Origin of the sequence: Arsukibacterium sp. UBA3155 (genome assembly GCA_002364615.1) — a bacterium.
Taxonomy (GTDB): Bacteria; Pseudomonadota; Gammaproteobacteria; order Enterobacterales; family Alteromonadaceae; genus Alishewanella.
Genome location: DEYP01000025.1, coordinates 155926 through 174791 on the forward strand (window position 1 = coordinate 155926; position 18866 = coordinate 174791).

Below are 18866 nucleotides of genomic sequence, written 5' to 3' on the forward strand. Positions count from 1 at the left end.
GTGCAAACGAACGAACTGGTCGCCTTTGTCACAGACAAAATTGATGATATGAAAGGTCGCGATATCGTAACCCTGGATGTCCGCGGTAAATCTAGCGTAACGGACTTTATGGTGGTGTGTTCAGGTACCTCTACCCGCCATGCTAAATCTGTTGCCGGTTATTTGGCAGAAGAGTGCAAAAAAATCGGTGTTCAGCCGTTAGGTATTGAGGGTGAAAGCGGCGGTGAGTGGGTATTACTCGATTTAGACTCGGTAGTCGTGCATGTGATGCTGGATGAAACACGCAACTTTTATCAGCTGGAAAAACTCTGGAGTGCCTGATCTGCTATGAAGCTTAGTCTGATCGCTGTTGGTACCAAAATGCCAGATTGGGTGCAAACCGGCTTTAACGAATATGCCCGACGCTTTGGCCGCGATATGCCGCTGGAACTTATCGAAGTTGCTGCGGGGAAACGCGGTAAAAACGCCGATATTAAGCGTATTCTGGAACTGGAGGGTGAGAAAATGCTGGCTGCAGTAAGCAAGGGCAGCCGGATAATTACCCTGGAGGTAACAGGAGACAACTGGAGCAGCCCACAGCTGGCACAGCGCCTGGAGTTATGGCAGCAGGATGGCCGTGACGTGGCGTTCCTGATTGGCGGGCCCGAAGGGCTTGCCCCAGCATGTATTGCAGCCAGTGAAGCAAAATGGTCATTATCAGCGCTGACCCTGCCCCACCCTATGGTTCGGGTGGTACTGGCAGAAGCGTTATACCGGGCCTGGAGCATCAGTACTAATCACCCTTATCATCGCGAGTAGTTATGCTGAAAAAACGCGTTGCTATGCAGGATATTGCTGCCGAAACCCGTCTGTTTAACAGCAGAGCGGTGGTGGCTATGCTGATAGTCTGTCTTTCTTTCAGCACTATTTTGCTCAATATGTACAATTTGCAGGTACGCTCGTATCAGGATTATCAAATTCGCTCTGAGGGCAACCGCATTAAGGTATTGCCGTTGGCACCTAATCGCGGCCTGATAAGCGACCGTAACGGCATTTTACTGGCAGAGAACAAGCCGGTATTTTCACTGGAACTGGTGCCAGAGCAAATAGACGATATCGACACTACCCTGAGCAGCCTGGCTGAGTTAATTGAGATTTCTGAAGAGCAACAACAGGAGTTTCTGCAGCAGGTCAGGCAACAACGACGCTTCAACTCTATTGCCTTAAAAGAACGTCTGGACGAGCAGGAAGTGGCGGTGATCTCGGTGAACCTGCATCGATTTCCCGGAGTGACGGTAGAAGCGCGGTTAAGCCGGCATTACCCCTTTGGCGACTTATTTACCCATGCTCTGGGCTACATTGGCAAAATTAACACCGATGATTTACGTCGGCTGGATGAGCAGGGTCACCTGGCAAATTATGCCGCAAGTCGGGAAATTGGCAAGCTCGGACTGGAACGTTACTACGAAGAGCAATTGCATGGCATTATGGGTTTTCAGGAAGTAGAGGTTAATAACCGGGGCCGGATTATCCGGGTTTTACGTTCGGTAGCCGCCCGCTCCGGTAAAAACATCAAACTTAGCCTGGACGTGGGCTTACAACTGACCGCCCAGCAAACGCTGACTGAGCATCGTGGTGCTATTGTGGCAATGGACCCGCGGGATGGCGCCGTGCTGGCCTTTTACTCTAACCCAAGTTACGACCCTAATTTGTTTGTGCACGGCATTAGCAGCAGCAATTATAATGCCTTGCTGCACTCACCAGACAGGCCATTGATCAACCGCGCTACCCAGGGGATTTATCCACCGGCATCGACCATTAAACCACTGATGGCCCTGCTGGGGCTGGAAACCAATACCGTAAAACCCGATACCCGGGTTTGGGATCCGGGCTATTTTACTTTACCAAACAGTGACCATCGTTTTCGTGACTGGAAAAGAGGTGGCCATGGCTGGGTTGATGTCTACAGCGCGGTAGCGCAAAGCTGTGATATTTACTTTTACGACCTGGGAATTAAGCTCGGTATTGACCGGATTTCAGATTATATGCGCCAATTCGGTTTTGGTGAGCGCACCGGTATCGACATTCATGAGGAAGCCAGTGCCAATATGCCGTCCCGAGGCTGGAAGCGGGCCCGTTTTAATCAACCCTGGTACCCTGGCGACACAGTACCATTGAGTATCGGCCAGAGTTTCTGGACTGCCACGCCGCTTCAGCTGGCGTTATCTACCGCTGTTCTGGTTAACAAAGGCTTGTTACCCACCCCGCATATGGCCGCTGAGCTCAGCTCAGAAGACAGCAGTGAATTAGTCGACCCAGGCCTTAGGCCCAGTGTGAACGTGGTTGATGCAGAGAACTGGCGGGTCATTGCCGATACCATGGTGCAAACCGTGGCAACATTAAAAGGTACGGCACATCCCGCTTTTAAAACAGCTGAATTCAGCTCAGGTGGTAAAACCGGTACTGCGCAGGTGGTTGCAATAGCACAAGACGCAAAATACGATGCCAAGTCACTCGATGAACGACACAGGGACAACGCCATGTATATTGGCTATGCACCCGCCAAAGACCCAACAGTCGTATTTGCGGTTGCCGTAGAAAACACCGGTGGTGGCAGCAGTGTTGCCGCACCTATTGGCCGCCAGTTACTGGACTACTATTTTTCTGCCGGAGTAAATGCCAATGAGTAACAGCATGGTTAATCCGGCACAGCGCAGCGGCCGGCTGGCCGCATTTCATATTGACCTGCCATTACTGCTGGGGTTGCTAACCTTACTAGGTTTTGGGCTGGTCATATTGTACAGCGCTACGGGCCAGAGCGAAGCCATGATGAAAGCGCAGATCATTCGTCTGGGGGTCGCTTTAGCTGTAATGGTGGGTATTGCGCAATTAAGCCCGCAAACTATCCGGCGCTGGGCGATTGCGCTATTTGGTGTCGGGTTGTTAATGCTGGTCGCGGTATTGCTGTTTGGCTATGTTGGCAAAGGCGCGCAGCGTTGGCTTGATTTAGGATTTATGAAATTTCAGCCCTCAGAAATAATGAAGCTCGCGGTGCCAATGGCCGTAGCCTGGTTTATCGCGGCAGATAATTTACCGCCCCGTATCTGGCGATTGATTGTCGGTTTTGCTATGTGTGCTGTACCCACTCTGCTGATCGCTAAGCAACCTGATTTGGGCACATCGCTATTGATCGCCATGTCAGGCGTCTTTGTATTATTTCTGGCGGGGATGAGCTGGCGCTTAATCAGCTTTATTGCTGTAATGGTGTCAGCCTTTGCCCCGGTAATGTGGTTCTTTTTAATGCATGGCTACCAACGGCAACGGGTATTGACGTTTCTTAATCCTGAGACAGACCCACTGGGCTCGGGGTATCATATTATTCAATCTAAAATTGCTATCGGCTCTGGTGGGGTGGATGGCAAAGGCTGGTTGCAGGGAACCCAATCGCAATTAGAGTTTCTGCCAGAACGTCATACCGATTTTATTTTTGCTGTGTTAAGTGAAGAGTTTGGGCTAATTGGCGTGCTGTTGTTGCTTGCTATTTATTTGTTTATCATTGGCCGTGGCCTTATCATTGCCAGCACCGCACAGGATAATTTCAGTAAACTGGTCGCAGGCAGTTTTACTCTGACCTTTTTTGTTTATGTTTTTGTTAATATTGGCATGGTTTCCGGGTTATTACCGGTGGTTGGCGTACCGCTGCCGCTGGTCAGTTATGGAGGTACCTCTATGGTAACGTTAATGGCCGCGTTTGGTGTATTAATGTCGGTCAGTACGCATAAGCGGATGTTGGCAAATGGTTAAGTGTTATTGGGTTGTGATGATGGCAGCAATACTGACGCTGACCGGCTGCAGCAGCAAACCTGAACATACGTCTCCGAATGCCGGCCGATATCAGCAACAACAGGACAGCATACCTGATCGGTTACCCACCTTGCTGGAAACGACCGATCCGGCGCCCGTTGCGGAACCGCTAAGCCGCGGTGGCAACCGGCCTTATCAGGTATTTGGCCAGCATTACTCTCCGATTGCCGATATTACCCTATTTCAGGAGACGGGAATTGCCTCATGGTACGGCAGCAAGTTTCATGGCCATCTTACCTCTAATGGTGAAACCTATAATATGTTTGCCATGACGGCGGCCCATAAAACCCTGCCGTTGCCTTCTTATGTTAAAGTAACCAACCTGGATAATGGCCTCAGTGCAATTGTCAGAGTGAATGATCGCGGACCTTTTCACCGGGATAGAATAATTGATTTATCTTACTCTGCCGCGAGTAAAATTGGCATGCTAAAACAAGGTACAGCCAGAGTTCAGCTTGAGCTTATAAAATCCCCGGCCATGCTGGCGCAGGATTTAACCCCTGCAAAGCAACCCTGCTATATCCAGATATTTGCCAGTAGCGACAATGTTAAGCTAAACCAGTTAAGTGCAGAAGTGGCAAAAAAACTGGCGGTACCTACCGAAATTAAAGCTGCCGATGGAATTTTCCGGCTGCTGGTGGGTCCGAGTAAGGATAACAGGCAAGCGCGAAGCTGGCTGGCAAAATTAAAAGCCGACCAATATCCGGGCGCCTACTATTTTGACAGCACCGTATGCAGTTAAGCCATCGTCTGCTGTTAATATATTTTGTAATTTTAATAATAAAAGAACGGGTCTCATGAATAGTTATCGACGCATCGTTACTTCCGGCATTTTTGCCATCAGCAGTTTTTGTTTTGTCAGTATCACCCAGGCGCAGGTTGTGGTGCCGCAACCCCCTTCCGTTGCTGCAAAAGGCCATATTCTGATCGACTACGATACCGGCAAGGTACTATCCGAAGAAAACGCTGATATGTCACTAGCACCAGCCAGCCTTACCAAAATGATGACCAGTTACGTTATTGGTACTGAATTAAAAAATGGCAATATCAGCCTGGATGATAAAGTGACAATCAGCGAAAATGCCTGGGCAAAAAATTTCCCGGGCTCATCGTTAATGTTTATCGAAGTGGGTACTCAGGTAAGCGTAGCCGATCTTAACAAGGGCATTATTATTCAATCGGGCAACGATGCCTGTGTCGCGATGGCGGAACATATTGCCGGTAGTGAAAGTGCCTTCGTTGATTTAATGAATGCCCATGCCAAACGCCTGGGTATGCTTAATACAACCTTCAGCACCAGCCATGGTTTACCGGCGGCAGAACAATACACCACGCCACGGGATATGAGTAAACTGGCTGTGGCGTTAATCCGGGATGTGCCAGAAGAATATGCCGTTTATGCCGAAAAAGAGTTCACCTACAACAGTATCAGGCAGTACAACCGCAACTCATTGTTATGGGATCGCAGCCTGGCAGTAGATGGTATTAAAACCGGCCATACCAGTGAAGCAGGTTATAGCTTAATTACCTCTGCCACCCGCGACGATATGCGATTGGTATCGGTAGTGATGGGGACTAACAGTGAGCGCGAGCGCGCGAATGAAAACAAAAAACTGTTAAGCTACGGTTTTCGTTTTTTCGAAACTTTTGCGCCCTATCAGAGCGGCGAGCAATTTGCTGAGCAACGGGTGTGGCAGGGAGATAAAGAACAAATCCAGCTTGGCCTGTTACAAAGCACGCCAATTACTATTACCAGAGGTCAGCGCCGTAACCTCAAAGCAGACGTCAGCTTGAATCAGCAACTGATTGCCCCCATTAATAAGGGCCAGGTAGTAGGTACCATTTATTTAAAACTGGATAATCAGGATATTGCTGAGTACCCTCTGGTGGCATTAGAAGATGTTGGCCGTGGCGGTTTCTTCAGCCGGATGGTCGATTACGTGAAAATGCAATTTAATTAATCAGTGGTATCTGTGCGGTGACACGTCCCGGCAACTGCCGGGATTTTTTGTTACAATATTTTAAACAACCTTTGCTAACCATAGCGTGCAGCAGGTTGTCAGTAACACTTTAGCATCTGTGAGAATAACGATATGGCCAATGAAGTAAAAGACACTAAATTTGATCAGTACCTGGAGTTTCCCTGTCAGTTTAACTTCAAAGTGTTAGGTCTGGCTGAGCCAACCCTGGTAGACGATGTGATGACTGTAATTTGCCGCCACACCGATGCTACAGATTACAGTCCGAAAGTAAAACCCAGCGCGAAAGGGAATTATCACTCGGTATCGGTGCAAGTTACCGTAACCAGCAAAGCCCATATCGAATTGCTGTATACCGAGCTTGGCAAAATAGAGTTGGTTCGTTACGTTCTTTAATCGCCTGAACTCGCATTGGCCAGATAAATCGCTATAATGCAGCCAGTTTTTATGCGGAGTGAATTTTGAGCATCAGTCAGCAACTTGTGATCCGTGATTTAGCAAGCCAGGACTATACCCAAGTATGGCAGGCGATGCAGCAATTCACCGACAATCGGAACGAGCACACTATCGACGAGCTGTGGTTGCTGGAACATCCTGCGGTGTTTACTCAGGGCCAGGCTGGTAAGGCGGAGCATCTGCTACAACCAGGTGATATACCGGTAGTTAAAGTCGACCGAGGTGGCCAGGTAACTTATCATGGGCCGGGCCAACTGGTCGTCTATGTGCTGCTGGATATCAAACGGCGCAAGCTTGGGGTACGAGAGCTGGTAACCTTGCTGGAACAGGCACTAATTGAGCTGCTGGCCCAATATGGTACTACTGCTAATGCCAGACCAGACGCACCAGGGGTCTATATTGAAGGTAAAAAAGTGGCGTCGCTGGGGTTAAGAGTGCGCAAAGGCTGCACGTTTCATGGCTTGGCACTGAATGTAGATATGGATCTGAGCCCCTTCAACAGGATCAACCCCTGTGGTTATGCCGGCATGCAGATGATTCAATCTAAAGATTTCGGCGGGCCGCTGAGCATTGCCCAGGCAAAAACAGATATCAGCAACATTTTCCAACGGCTTCTGGCCGTATCCGAATTAAGTTTTAAAACAGGGTTAGAGTGGCAACATGACTAAGACAGCGCGAATGGAACCAGGTGTTAAATTGCGTGACGCCGACAAGATGGCGTTAATTCCGGTTAAGGTATTGCCGACCGAACCTGAAGAAATGCTGCGCAAGCCTGCCTGGTTAAAAATTAAGTTACCGAAAAATTCAGAGCGGATCGATCAGATTAAAGGTGCGATGCGCAAACATGGTTTGCATTCGGTATGTGAAGAAGCCGCCTGCCCTAATCTGCCTGAGTGTTTTAATCATGGTACAGCTACCTTTATGATCCTCGGTGCCATTTGTACCCGCCGTTGTCCATTTTGTGACGTCGCGCATGGCAGACCGTTACCGCCAAGCGCGGAAGAGCCGGAAAAACTGGCGTTAACGATTCGCGATATGAAATTAAAATACGTGGTAATAACCTCCGTTGATCGCGACGATTTACGTGATGGTGGCGCCCAGCACTTTGCAGATTGCATTGACGCTATCAGGAAATATTGCCCGGATATAAAAATTGAAGTGCTGGTGCCGGATTTCCGTGGCCGGATGGATGTCGCGCTGGAAATCCTCAGCAAGAGCCCGCCAGATGTCTTTAACCATAATCTGGAAACGGCACCACGGCTTTACAAACTGGCGCGGCCCGGTGCTGATTACAAATGGTCACTGACCTTGCTAAAACGCTTTAAAGAAGCCCATCCTGAAGTATCCACCAAGTCGGGCCTGATGGTGGGCCTGGGTGAAACAACCGAGGAATTGCTGCAGGTGCTGCAAGACTTACGCGATCATGATGTCGATATGCTGACCGTAGGCCAGTACCTGCAACCGAGCAAACATCATTTGCCGGTTAAACGCTATATGCCACCAGCCGAATTTGATGACATTAAACACTTTGCCAACAACATTGGCTTTAAACACGCCGCTTGTGGCCCCTTTGTCCGCTCGTCATACCATGCCGACAGACAGGCTGCCGGCGAAGAAGTCAGCTAAAACAATGACGTAAACGAAAGGCTGCTGTTGCAGCCTTTTTTACAGGTGTAACATCGACAGTACTACTAGGCTTTTTAGCTGCAGAGCAACTACACTTTTAGCAGCGATTATTGGGGGATATATGGAACAACGACGTTTTAGCCGGGTTAATTTTCAGGGTAAAGCTCATTTAGAAACCGCTGAGCAAAGCTACCCCACTGACGTACTCGATTTATCGTTAAAAGGTGCCTTAATCAGTATTCCTGCAGGTTGGCAGCCTGACGTACCCGGCTCCCTGATATTACGGGTACACCTGAGTGATTATCCACTTGATTTTAGTATGCAGGTTAGTATCGCCCATCAGCATAACGAAGTGATTGGCTTGCACTGCGATAAAATTGATTTGGAAAGTGCGGGTCATTTAAAACGGCTGATTGAGCTTAACTTAGGTGATAGTCAGATCTTAAGCCGCGAATTGTCTGAGTTGTCAGTCGATGAGCATGGCTAAATGCCACTAAAGGTACTGTAACGCTTCTAAGGCTTTAGGGTAGCCATGGCCAGCGGCAAGTTGCATTAACGCATGCCAGTGCTGCCAGGCTTGCTGTTGTCTGGCCAGATAAGCAAAATAATACTGCACCGGCATAATATACTCAGTTTGATCCAACGCCCGGACCATCAACTGATGGTAGAACGCCGGCATCGCAGTCTGATAAGATTCCATAGGGTTAATTGTCGCCACCACCCGGTACGCTTGCAGCCCGGTTGCGTTACAAGTTGCAACAGCCTGTAGCGTTACGTTATCTGCCAGCGGCTGCCATTTATGTTGCCAGGCAGCCAGGGTTGCCGGACTATTGCCGAACAACAGATTAGTTGCAAATGTACCTGGCTGGCAGACTGACTCGGCCGACTCCAGGCTTAACGGATATTCATCAATAAAGCCCAGCACATGCATAAATTCATGCTGTAATAACGCCAGACTTGCTGTATCAGGCAGTTGTAAGATCCCGTTGTTATAACTGGCAATCCCGCTGCCGGCAATGACCAGTAACTGGCTGAACTTACCGGCCAGCACCTGCTCGGTTAACACGTCATAATTGCAACTAATCCGGCTGGCAGCCTGCTCAGAGCAGTTAAGTGCAGGCGCATTCACTTTAATTAAATCGTTAAAACACACCGGTAGGCTGCCAAGCAACGGATCCTTTGCCCAGGCGCTTTGCAGCTGCTGCCAGCGCACAATACCCGCCTGCTGGCTTGCCACGGGTTGAATGATAAGGTTGCACCCCGCAGCGGCCTGATACCCACTATTGGCAACAGCTGCTGGTGACGATTGCCACAACCCCAGTGCAGCCCGCTGTGCACGGCTAATAGCAACCGCCGGCAGCTGATTGCTATCGACGGTGTGTTGCAGCCACGTTGCCGTGGCTAAGCGCCCTTCTAACCGTTGCTGCAACTGAATAGCGTGATTTAAGCCCTGGGTATCACCGAGTTTTGCGGCCTGTCGAAACCACTGCAAAGCGGCTTCAAGTTCGTTATCAGCCAGTCGCTGGCGAGCAAGTTGCATCGCCGCTGCGGGTTCGATGGTTGCCTGATCCACCAACTGCTGCTCGCTAGCGGCGTTGTGCTCGGGTGAACAACCGGACAGTAATAATGCAAAAAAGCCAGCAAGCTGGCTTTTAATTAACAGGGCGCGCAAATTAATGAAACTCATCACTCTCGCCAGACAGCGCTTCGCCTCTGAGCCTGGCCATCTCGAGCCTGGCATAACGATGCTCAACAAACTCATAAACATTAGTAGCCAATACTTTTTTGTAGTATTCAATAGCCTGCTCAGGTTGTTGCTCTGCCTCATGCCATTTAGCCAGATAAAAGTAAACCTCACAAAGACGCTCTGCTAATAGCCGCGGACTAGTAAGATCATCAACAACGGAATTTAATAATTGTTGCTCAGACAACTGACCAAGATAAAAACGTGGAATGTTAGTTGCCCAGTCATCCGCCGCTAAAGTGGCAACGTTAGCCGTTAAACGTGCCTTGGCCGCGCGCTCTGATAAATCACGTTCAGCCAGATAGAGCCACACTACCCGATAGGGATCTGAGGACTGTAGTTTAAGAAATTTTACGAAATCTGGCACCGCCAGATCAGCACGGCCAGCATAATACAGGGCAATACCGCGGTTCAGATAGGCATACTCGTAATCAGGGGCAAGTTCGAGCACAGAATCAAAAGCTTCAAACGCCTGGTCAAAGTCACCACTAAGCGTGTAATGAATACCAACAAAGTTGTAGGCATCTGCCATATCTGGCTTCAGGCGCAACGCCCGCATAAAGTCCAGCCGGGCCAGTGAGCGCAAACCTGCGCTGTCATACATAACACCGCGGTCATAGTATAAACGTGCCGACTGCTCTTCTGATAACTCAGCACGGTGTAATATTTCACTTAGCCGGGCAATGGCCAGCTCAGTTCGATAAGGAACCGCCAACGGCTCTGGCGTTAGCCAGGCCGCAGACGATGACGGTTGTAAAGTAGCACAACCGCTTAAGGTTAGCAGCGCTGTTAACAGCGCTGCGATACCGGATTTAGCGCGACGCATATTACGCGTCTTGCTCAGTGTTAGCCGCAGAATCAGCTGGTTTAGTATTCGCTTCTTTAATACTTAACCGTACCCGGCCCTGCTTGTCTACTTCCAACACTTTAACGGCTACTTTCTGACCTAATTGTAAATGTTCAGACACGTTGTTTACCCGCTCATCAGAGATTTGCGAGATATGCACTAAGCCGTCTTTGCCTGGCAGTACGTTTACAAAGGCGCCAAAGTCAACAATCCGGACAACTTCACCCTGGTAAATTGCACCTACTTCAATATCAGCAGTAATAGCATTGATTTTATCAATAGCTATTTGCGCGGCTTTAGCAGTGGTAGCGGCAATTTTTATGCTGCCATCATCTTCCAGTTCAATAGTGGTGCCAGATTCTTCGGTGATTTGACGAATAACCGCACCACCTTTACCGATAACTTCACGGATTTTCTCCGGGTTAATCTTCATGGTGTAGATACGCGGCGCGTATTCAGACATCTCTTCACGGTGACCGCTAATCGCCTGATCCATGACATTCAGAATATGCAAACGGGCTGATTTTGCCTGTTTTAATGCCTTTTGCATAATTTCCTGGGTAATACCGTCAATCTTAATGTCCATTTGCAGCGCAGTAATACCTTCGGTGGTACCCGCTACTTTAAAGTCCATATCACCTAAGTGATCTTCATCACCTAAAATATCAGACAGTACGACATAGTCGTCGCCTTCTTTAACTAAACCCATAGCAATACCGGCAACAGAGGCTTTGATTGGTACACCGGCATCCATTAATGCTAATGATGAACCACATACCGATGCCATAGAGCTTGAACCATTAGATTCGGTAATTTCAGACACGATACGTACCGTGTACGGGAAATCTTCAAAATCAGGCATAACAGCCAGTACGCCACGTTTAGCTAAGCGGCCATGGCCGATTTCGCGACGCTTCGGCGACCCTACCATACCGGTCTCACCCACGCTGTACGGAGGGAAGTTGTAGTGCAGCATAAAGGTATCGGTTTTCTGACTTAACAAGTCATCGATATTCTGCGCATCACGCGCAGTACCTAAAGTACAGGTAACCAGTGCCTGGGTTTCGCCACGGGTAAACAGCGAAGAACCATGAGTACGTGGCAAAACACCTGTCATAACACTTAAACCACGGATCATTTCCGGGTCGCGGCCATCAATACGGGGCTCGCCTTTGGTAATCCGGCTACGAACCACTTTACTTTCCAGGTCATGGAAAATATCACCAAATTCGTTTTTGTCCAGCGCTTCGTCTTCGGCCATCTCTGCCAATAACTTGTTGTGCAGGGCAGTTTTGATTTCTGCGATACGCTCGTAACGTTTAGCTTTTTCAGTGATCTGGTACGCTTCGCCAATATCAGCGGTCGCTAATTCAGCAACTTTAGCAATTAGCGGTAAGTTTTTCGCAGGTGCCTGCCAGTTCCAGCTTGGCTTAGCGCCTTCTGCCGCTAACTCATTAATTGCAGTAATGGCCGTTTGCATTTGCTCATGGCCATACATTACCGCGCCTAACATCACGTCTTCTGACAGAATGTTCGCTTCCGATTCCACCATCAGTACCGCGTTATTGGTACCGGCAACCACTAAGTCCAGTTTTGAGCTTTTCAGCTCTTCTTCTGACGGGTTTAACACATACTGGTTATTGATATAGCCAACCCGGGCAGCGCCAATAGGGCCGGCGAACGGAATACCTGACAACGCTAATGCTGCTGACGTACCAATTAACGCAACGATGTCTGGCTGAATTTCAGGTTGTACTGATACGACAGTAGCAATAACCTGCACTTCATTGGTAAACCCTTCCGGGAATAATGGACGGATAGGACGGTCGATTAACCGGCATATTAAGGTTTCACCTTCACTTGGCCGGCCTTCACGTTTAAAGAAGCCACCCGGAATACGGCCAGCTGCATACATTTTTTCCTGGTAATTCACGGTTAACGGAAAGAAATCCTGACCAGGTTTTGGTTCTTTTTTACCAACAACGGTTACTAAAACTGAAGTATCTCCCAGGCTGGCCAACACTGCGGCATCTGCCTGACGGGCGATGACGCCGGTTTCTAAAGTAAAGGTATGTTGGCCAAACTGAAATGATTTTACGATGGGAGTCACGTGTGTATTTCCTTAATCTTAATCGCCGAATTGCGATGTTTTTCTCTGTGTTTTCTGCCTGTACAGTATACTCTGTAACCTGTTACAAAAGATAGTTCAGTAAAGAGCTCAATAAAAATAGTGTTTAAATCATTCCCATAAAAAAAGAGGCTTAAAAGCCTCTTTTTTGCTACGTTATCGCTTAGCGATTAACGACGTAAACCTAAACGACCGATCAGGGTAGTATAACGGCTCTGATCTTTGCCTTTTAAGTAGTCTAACAGCTTACGACGCTGGCTAACCATACGTAACAAACCACGACGAGAATGGAAGTCGTGCTTGTGTTCAGCAAAGTGGCCTTGCAGGTGAGTGATTGACGCAGTTAACAGGGCAACCTGTACTTCTGGTGAACCGGTATCGCCTTCTTTTACAGCGTAGTCAGCAACAATTTTTGCTTTATCAGCAGCGCTTAATGACATATTTAACTCCAATGTGAGTGAACTAAAATAAGGGTATCGCCGATCACTCATCCAGCAGACCCCAGAAAATCCGGCACATAATAGCATTTTGCTATCTTTTTACAAGGCGTTTATCGCAGTAGCGGACTGTTGCACCGCACTGGTGTTAAGCAAGCGGCGTGAACAAAGTACGCCCTGCTGTACCTGGCCAATACCAATAAAGACCTCACCTGGCCCGATCAACTTAATCGCAGCAATATCATCCGCTGCGACACTGCAGTTCTGACCGTGCTGCAACTGATGCTGTTGCTCAGCACTAAGTGCCATTGCTGGCATAGCAACAATACCGGCATCCAACGGCAGTAATAACGCGTCTAAGGGGTTAAAATCAGCACTGCTGTGGCATTGCTCTGCCATGGCGTCTAACTGAGCAGGCTTTACCATTTGCGCAGCAGTAAAAGGCCCGACCTGAGTGCGGTGCAATTTGCTGACATGACCGCCACAGCCTAACAGCTCGCCTAAATCGTCGATAAGGGTGCGGATATAAGTGCCTTTGGAGCAATGAACAATAAAATCTGCCTGGTTGCCGCTACGCTTTAACAGTTCAAACTTAAATATGGTAATCGGCCGGGCTTCCCGCTCTATGGTAATACCCTGACGGGCATATTTATATAAAGGCTGGCCCTGATACTTTAATGCAGAGAACATAGTGGGCACTTGCATAATATCACCGCGAAAACTTTGCAGTGCCTGTTCCAGGTCGGTGTCAGTAAAGCTGACCGGCCGCTCACTGATTACCTCGCCTTCTGAATCGCTGGTACTGGTGCGCACCCCAAAACTGGCTGTCACCAGATAGGTTTTATCGGTATCCAGTAAAAACTGACTGAACTTGGTCGCCTCACCAAAACAGATGGGTAATAAGCCCGAGGCCATCGGATCCAGAGCACCGGTATGTCCGGCTTTCTGTGCCTGGTATAGCCAACGGACGCGCTGTAAAATGCCATTGCTACTGACTTCTAACGGTTTATCCAGTAATAGAATGCCATTAACTGCCCTGGCATTTTTACGCGCCATTACTCATCAACTCCGTCGCTGTCTGTATCTGGATCAGTATCTGTTGGTTCCATGCCAGCATCTTTGCGCTTTCTCTCATCTTCCTGGCGCACTGAAGCCACTAAACTGGCCATGCGGATCCCTTCATTTAATGACTGGTCAAACGCAAAGCGGATATGCGGCACAATCCGGGTCTGAATGCGCTTGCCAATTAAACTGCGGACATAGCCAGCGGCATCATTCAAAATTTTCAGATTGTCTTCCACCTTGCTGTCATCCATCCCTAAAAAGGTTACAAACACCTTGGCATGTGACAGATCACGTGATACTTCGACATCAGAAACAGTAATCATTGAATGCAAGCGCGGATCTTTAATTTCGCGCTGCAGAATAACCGCCATCTCTTTCTTTATGTGTTGAGACAACCGGTCAACGCGGGAGAATTCTTTTGCCATGTTAAGCATTCCAAATTTGGGGTCAGGGAAAACACAACAGGGGCACTAAAGGCCCCTGTACTATGTGTTGCCAGCGGTACTTTATAAGGTACGTTCAACCTGAATGGTTTCAAATACTTCGATCTGGTCGCCTTCGCGAACGTCGTTGTAATTTTTAACACCGATACCACATTCAAAGCCGTTTCTGACTTCGTTTACATCGTCTTTAAAGCGACGCAGTGATTCCAGTTCGCCTTCATAGATAACCACGTTATCTCGCAGCACCCGGATAGGCGCGTTACGTTTAATCAGGCCTTCAGTTACCATACATCCGGCAATCGCGCCGAACTTCGGTGAACGGAACACATCACGTACCTGTGCTAAACCAATAATTTGCTGTTTAAACTCTGGTGCGAGCATACCGGTCATCGCGGCTCTTACTTCGTCTAACAGCTCATAAATGATGCTGTAGTAGCGTAAGTCGAGGCCTTCATCTTCTATCATCTTACGGGCTGACGCGTCAGCACGAACGTTAAAGCCGATAATAATGGCTTGTGATGCTGCAGCAAGCGTTACGTCAGTTTCGGTGATACCACCTACGCCGCTACCGATAATTTTAATTTTCACTTCATCAGTAGACAGTTTAGCCAGTGATTCAGAAATCGCCTGTACTGAACCTTGCACATCACCTTTTAATACCAGGTTAAGTTCAGAGACATCGCCTTCTTCCATGTTGGCAAACATGTTTTCAAGCTTGGCTTTTTGCTGACGTGCCAGCTTAACATCACGGAATTTACCCTGGCGATATAATGCGACTTCGCGGGCTTTACGCTCATCTTTAACTACGGTGACTTCGTCACCAGCCTGAGGAACGCCTGATAAACCTAAAATTTCAACCGGAATTGATGGACCGGCGGTTTTTACTTCACGACCATTTTCGTCGCGCATCGCACGAACCCGGCCGTATTCAAAGCCACACAGTACGATATCACCCTGATTCAGCGTGCCTTCCTGCACCAGAATAGAAGCAACCGGACCACGTCCTTTATCTAAGCGGGATTCAATAACCGCACCACGTGCCAGGCCCTTCTTAACCGCTTTCAACTCCAACAGTTCAGCCTGGTTAAGGATTGCTTCCAGTAAGTCATCTATACCAATACCAGACTTAGCCGATACCTGCACAAACTGCGTGTCGCCGCCCCATTGTTCAGAGATAACATCGAACTGGGATAGCTCGTTTCTTACTCTGTCAGGATCCGCTTCTGCTTTATCAATTTTGTTTACTGCGACTACCAGTGGCACGCCTGCTGCTTTCGCATGCTGGATTGCTTCTTTGGTTTGCGGCATTACGCCGTCATCCGCTGCAACCACCAGAATAACGATATCTGTTGCTTTAGCACCGCGAGCCCGCATTGAGGTAAACGCAGCATGGCCAGGTGTATCAAGGAACGTCACCATACCGCGGTCCGTTTCAACGTGATAAGCACCTATATGCTGGGTAATACCACCTGCTTCGCCATCAGCAACTTTAGCTTTACGAATGTAGTCCAGTAATGACGTTTTACCATGGTCAACGTGACCCATTACCGTAACAACTGGTGCACGTGGCTCCAGCTCGCCTTCACCTTCGCGGTCAGACATTACCGCTTCTTCCAGTTCATTCTCTTTGGTCAGGGTGAATTTGTGGCCCATCTCTTCACAAACAATGGCCGCCGTTTCCTGATCAATTACCTGATTAATGGTCGCCATGGCGCCCATCTTCATCATGGCTTTAATCACTTCAGACGCTTTTACCGCCATTTTAGAGGCCAGTTCGGCCACGGTAATGGTTTCACCAATTTTTACTTCGCGCTCTACCGGCTGGGCAGGCTTATTAAAGCCATGCTGCATACTGGTTGGCGTTTTCTTTTTCTTGGTATGACGGTTAGCACGGTTAAAGGCTTCCTTGTCATTACCGTCATCTTTCTTTTTACCTTTAGCTGGCGGGGCTTTTTTACCCACGCCACGACGACCCGCACGTTCTTCTTTCGCGTCAACTTCGTCTTCTGCCTGCTTAGCAAATTCATTGCTGGTCAGGTGGTAATCGTCTTTTTCAGTAGATTTGGCTTTTTCTTCCTGGGCCCAACGTTCACTGTTTTCTTCAGCCAGCTTGCGTGCTGCTTCAGCCTGTTTCTTGGCTTCTTCTTCCAGCTTACGCAGCGCTTCAGCTTCTTGCTGCTGGCGCATATGCTCAGCTTCACGCTTAGCTTCTTCTTTGGCTGCACGACGTGCCGCTTCTTCCGGATCGTCTTTTAACAGCTGAGCTTGTTTCGCTTCTTCACGTTTTTTAGCTTCTGCCGCTTTACGCTCTGCTTCTTCTTTGGCTTTCGCTGCAGCAATTTCCCGCGCTTTATGTTCAGCTTCCTGCTTGGCACGATTCGCTTCTGCGTTAGCTTGTTCTTCAGCCAGACGGGCTTCTTCCTGCGCTTTTAAGGTCGCTTCGTCAACAACCGGTTTTTTGATATAGGTTTTTTGCTTACGCACTTCAACCTGAATTTCCCGGTTACGCCCGGCACCGCCAGCCACACTTAACGTGGTTTTTTCTTTACGCTTGAGGGTAAGCTTTGAAGGTTCTGATGATTTACCGCCATGCTGCTTGCTTAAATGCAACAGCAGGGTTTTTTTCTCATCTTCAGATACCTGCTGCCCTGCAGCTTTAGTAATACCTGCATCAGCAAATTGTTGTACTAACCGATCAACAGTTGTACCGACATCACTGGCCAGCTTCTCTATGGTGACTTCTGCCATTTGTGTTGTTACCTCCGTTGACTACTCAGTTACTTTCACTAAACCAAACAATATTGCGGGCAGCCATAATCAGCTCTGCGGCTTTTTGCTCAGTTATATCTGCTATATCTAATAAATCGTCGACACCTAAATCGGCCAGATCGTCCAGGGTTGTTACACCTTTGCTGGCAATCACGTATGCGGTATGGGTATCTAAGCCTTCTAACGCTAACAGCGCTTCAGTTGGCTTGGCATCTTCTAATGATTCTTCGCTGGCCAGCGCACGGGTAGTTAACACCGCTTTTGCTCTGCCACGCAGTTCTTCAACAATCTCTTCATCAAAACCGTCTATCGACAGTAGTTCGCTGATGGGTACGTAGGCAACTTCTTCCAAAGTAGAAAAACCTTCGTCAACCAGCACATCAGCAAAGTCTTCGTCAATTTCCAGCGCATCCATAAAGGCCTGACGCACTTTCTCAGTCTCTTCCTGATGCTTTTTCTTCATATCAGAAACCGACATAACGTTCAGCTCCCAACCTGTTAACTGGCTGGCTAAGCGCACGTTCTGACCATTGCGACCAATCGCCATAGCGAGGTTAGAGTCTTCAACGGCGATATCCATCGAATGCGCGTCTTCATCAACAATAATAGAAGCCACTTCTGCAGGTGCCATAGCGTTAATAACGAATTGCGCATCGTTATCATCGTACAACACGATATCAACCCGTTCACCGGCCAGCTCGTTTGACACGCCCTGTACCCGTGAACCACGCATGCCAACGCAAGCGCCTACCGGATCTATCCGGCGATCGTTACTTTTCACCGCAATTTTTGCACGAGAACCCGGATCACGGGCCGCACCACGCAACTCAATCATTTCTTCGCCAATTTCCGGTACTTCGATCCGGAACAACTCAAGCAGCATTTCCGGACGGGCACGGCTTAAAAAAAGCTGAGCGCCGCGTGCTTCTGGCTTCACATCAAATAATAAGGTACGGATCCGATCGCCTGGACGATACGTTTCCCGCGGTAACATTTCTTCGCGCGGTAACATCGCTTCGGCATTGTTACCTAAATCGACAATGATGCTGTCGCGGTTAACTTTTTTAACGATACCGGTTACCAGCTCGCCTACCTGATCAATATAGGCTTCAACTACCTGAGACCGCTCGGCTTCGCGCACTTTTTGCACAATAACCTGTTTGGCCATTTGAGTGGTAATACGGTCAAACTCGATAGAATCGATTTGCTCTTCGTAGAAATCACCAATCTGCACTTCTGGTGCATCATACTGGGCTGCCGATAAGGTAATTTCCCGGGTAGGGTGTTCCTGCACCGCATCATCTGCGACCACTTCCCAACGCCGGAAGGTTTCATAGGATCCGGTTTTACGATCAATATTTACCCGAACTTCAATATCGCCTTCGTTTTTCTTTTTAGTGGCTGCAGCTAATGCAAACTCCAGTGCCTGGAATATTTTCTCCCGCGGTACTGATTTTTCATTGGATACTGCATCGACAACTAATAATATTTCTTTTGCCATTGTATCTGCCTCGTTCTGACGCGACCCG

At 48.5% G+C, this 18866-nt stretch carries 18 protein-coding genes; 10 read left to right on the forward strand and 8 right to left on the reverse strand.

Translation table 11 applies throughout. The annotated features are described in order from the left end of the window. The 10 genes from rsfS to B2X65_RS12660 all read left to right on the forward strand — a co-directional run bounded on the left by rsfS (position 1) and on the right by B2X65_RS12660 (position 8391). Complete coding sequence (gene rsfS, locus B2X65_RS12615) at positions 1-321, forward strand: ribosome silencing factor (RefSeq protein ID WP_290613013.1); 321 nt, start codon at positions 1-3, stop codon at positions 319-321. Positions 322-327: 6 nt separating this feature from the next. Next, entirely contained in the window at positions 328-798 is a 471-nt protein-coding gene (rlmH, locus tag B2X65_RS12620) for a 23S rRNA (pseudouridine(1915)-N(3))-methyltransferase RlmH (RefSeq protein ID WP_290613016.1), read from the forward strand. Positions 799-800: 2 nt separating this feature from the next. Then, positions 801-2669: a penicillin-binding protein 2 gene (gene mrdA / locus B2X65_RS12625; protein WP_290613018.1), complete on the forward strand. Its 1869-nt coding sequence runs from the start codon at positions 801-803 to the stop codon at positions 2667-2669. Then, on the forward strand, positions 2662-3783 hold the full coding sequence (gene rodA / locus B2X65_RS12630) for a rod shape-determining protein RodA (protein WP_290613020.1): 1122 nt from the start codon (positions 2662-2664) through the stop codon (positions 3781-3783). The genes mrdA and rodA overlap by 8 nt, the downstream gene beginning before the upstream one ends. Further along, on the forward strand, positions 3776-4585 hold the full coding sequence (locus B2X65_RS12635; RefSeq protein WP_290613022.1) for a septal ring lytic transglycosylase RlpA family protein: 810 nt from the start codon (positions 3776-3778) through the stop codon (positions 4583-4585). The genes rodA and B2X65_RS12635 overlap by 8 nt, the downstream gene beginning before the upstream one ends. A 55-nt stretch (positions 4586-4640) precedes the next feature. Next, complete coding sequence (locus tag B2X65_RS12640) at positions 4641-5804, forward strand: serine hydrolase (RefSeq protein ID WP_290613024.1); 1164 nt, start codon at positions 4641-4643, stop codon at positions 5802-5804. Positions 5805-5936: 132 nt separating this feature from the next. Next, positions 5937-6218, forward strand: coding sequence for a DUF493 family protein YbeD (ybeD, locus tag B2X65_RS12645; RefSeq protein WP_290613026.1), 282 nt, complete (start codon positions 5937-5939; stop codon positions 6216-6218). A 134-nt stretch (positions 6219-6352) separates the two neighbouring features. Beyond that, a complete protein-coding gene (gene lipB / locus B2X65_RS12650; protein WP_414631422.1) occupies positions 6353-6946 on the forward strand; it encodes a lipoyl(octanoyl) transferase LipB in 594 nt (197 codons plus the stop codon). Then, the gene (lipA, locus tag B2X65_RS12655) at positions 6939-7904 is read left to right on the forward strand and encodes a lipoyl synthase (protein WP_290613030.1); all 966 of its coding nucleotides are present in this window, start codon (positions 6939-6941) and stop codon (positions 7902-7904) included. The genes lipB and lipA overlap by 8 nt, the downstream gene beginning before the upstream one ends. Positions 7905-8025: 121 nt before the next feature. Next, the gene (locus B2X65_RS12660; RefSeq protein ID WP_290613032.1) at positions 8026-8391 is read left to right on the forward strand and encodes a PilZ domain-containing protein; all 366 of its coding nucleotides are present in this window, start codon (positions 8026-8028) and stop codon (positions 8389-8391) included. A gap of 6 nt (positions 8392-8397) precedes the next feature. Here the strand turns inward: B2X65_RS12660 and B2X65_RS12665 are convergent, their stop codons facing one another. The 8 genes from B2X65_RS12665 to nusA form a co-directional block, all read right to left on the reverse strand. Beyond that, positions 8398-9591: a hypothetical protein gene (locus tag B2X65_RS12665; protein ID WP_290613034.1), complete on the reverse strand. Its 1194-nt coding sequence runs from the start codon at positions 9589-9591 to the stop codon at positions 8398-8400. After that, a complete protein-coding gene (gene nlpI / locus B2X65_RS12670; RefSeq protein WP_290613036.1) occupies positions 9578-10474 on the reverse strand; it encodes a lipoprotein NlpI in 897 nt (298 codons plus the stop codon). Before nlpI ends, B2X65_RS12665 begins: the two co-directional genes overlap by 14 nt. A gap of 1 nt (position 10475) precedes the next feature. Continuing rightward, positions 10476-12605 (reverse strand): polyribonucleotide nucleotidyltransferase, encoded by a 2130-nt coding sequence (gene pnp / locus B2X65_RS12675; RefSeq protein WP_290613038.1) that lies wholly within the window; start codon positions 12603-12605, stop codon positions 10476-10478. Positions 12606-12793: 188 nt separating this feature from the next. Then, the gene (gene rpsO / locus B2X65_RS12680) at positions 12794-13063 is read right to left on the reverse strand and encodes a 30S ribosomal protein S15 (protein ID WP_097111796.1); all 270 of its coding nucleotides are present in this window, start codon (positions 13061-13063) and stop codon (positions 12794-12796) included. 99 nt (positions 13064-13162) lie between these two features. Next, complete coding sequence (gene truB / locus B2X65_RS12685; RefSeq protein WP_290613039.1) at positions 13163-14116, reverse strand: tRNA pseudouridine(55) synthase TruB; 954 nt, start codon at positions 14114-14116, stop codon at positions 13163-13165. Beyond that, positions 14116-14550: a 30S ribosome-binding factor RbfA gene (rbfA, locus tag B2X65_RS12690; protein ID WP_290613040.1), complete on the reverse strand. Its 435-nt coding sequence runs from the start codon at positions 14548-14550 to the stop codon at positions 14116-14118. Before rbfA ends, truB begins: the two co-directional genes overlap by 1 nt. Positions 14551-14631: 81 nt before the next feature. Next, positions 14632-17316 (reverse strand): translation initiation factor IF-2, encoded by a 2685-nt coding sequence (gene infB / locus B2X65_RS12695; protein WP_290613042.1) that lies wholly within the window; start codon positions 17314-17316, stop codon positions 14632-14634. Positions 17317-17341: 25 nt separating this feature from the next. Continuing rightward, a complete protein-coding gene (nusA, locus tag B2X65_RS12700) occupies positions 17342-18838 on the reverse strand; it encodes a transcription termination factor NusA (protein WP_290613043.1) in 1497 nt (498 codons plus the stop codon). Between the last annotated feature and the right edge of the window lie 28 nt (positions 18839-18866).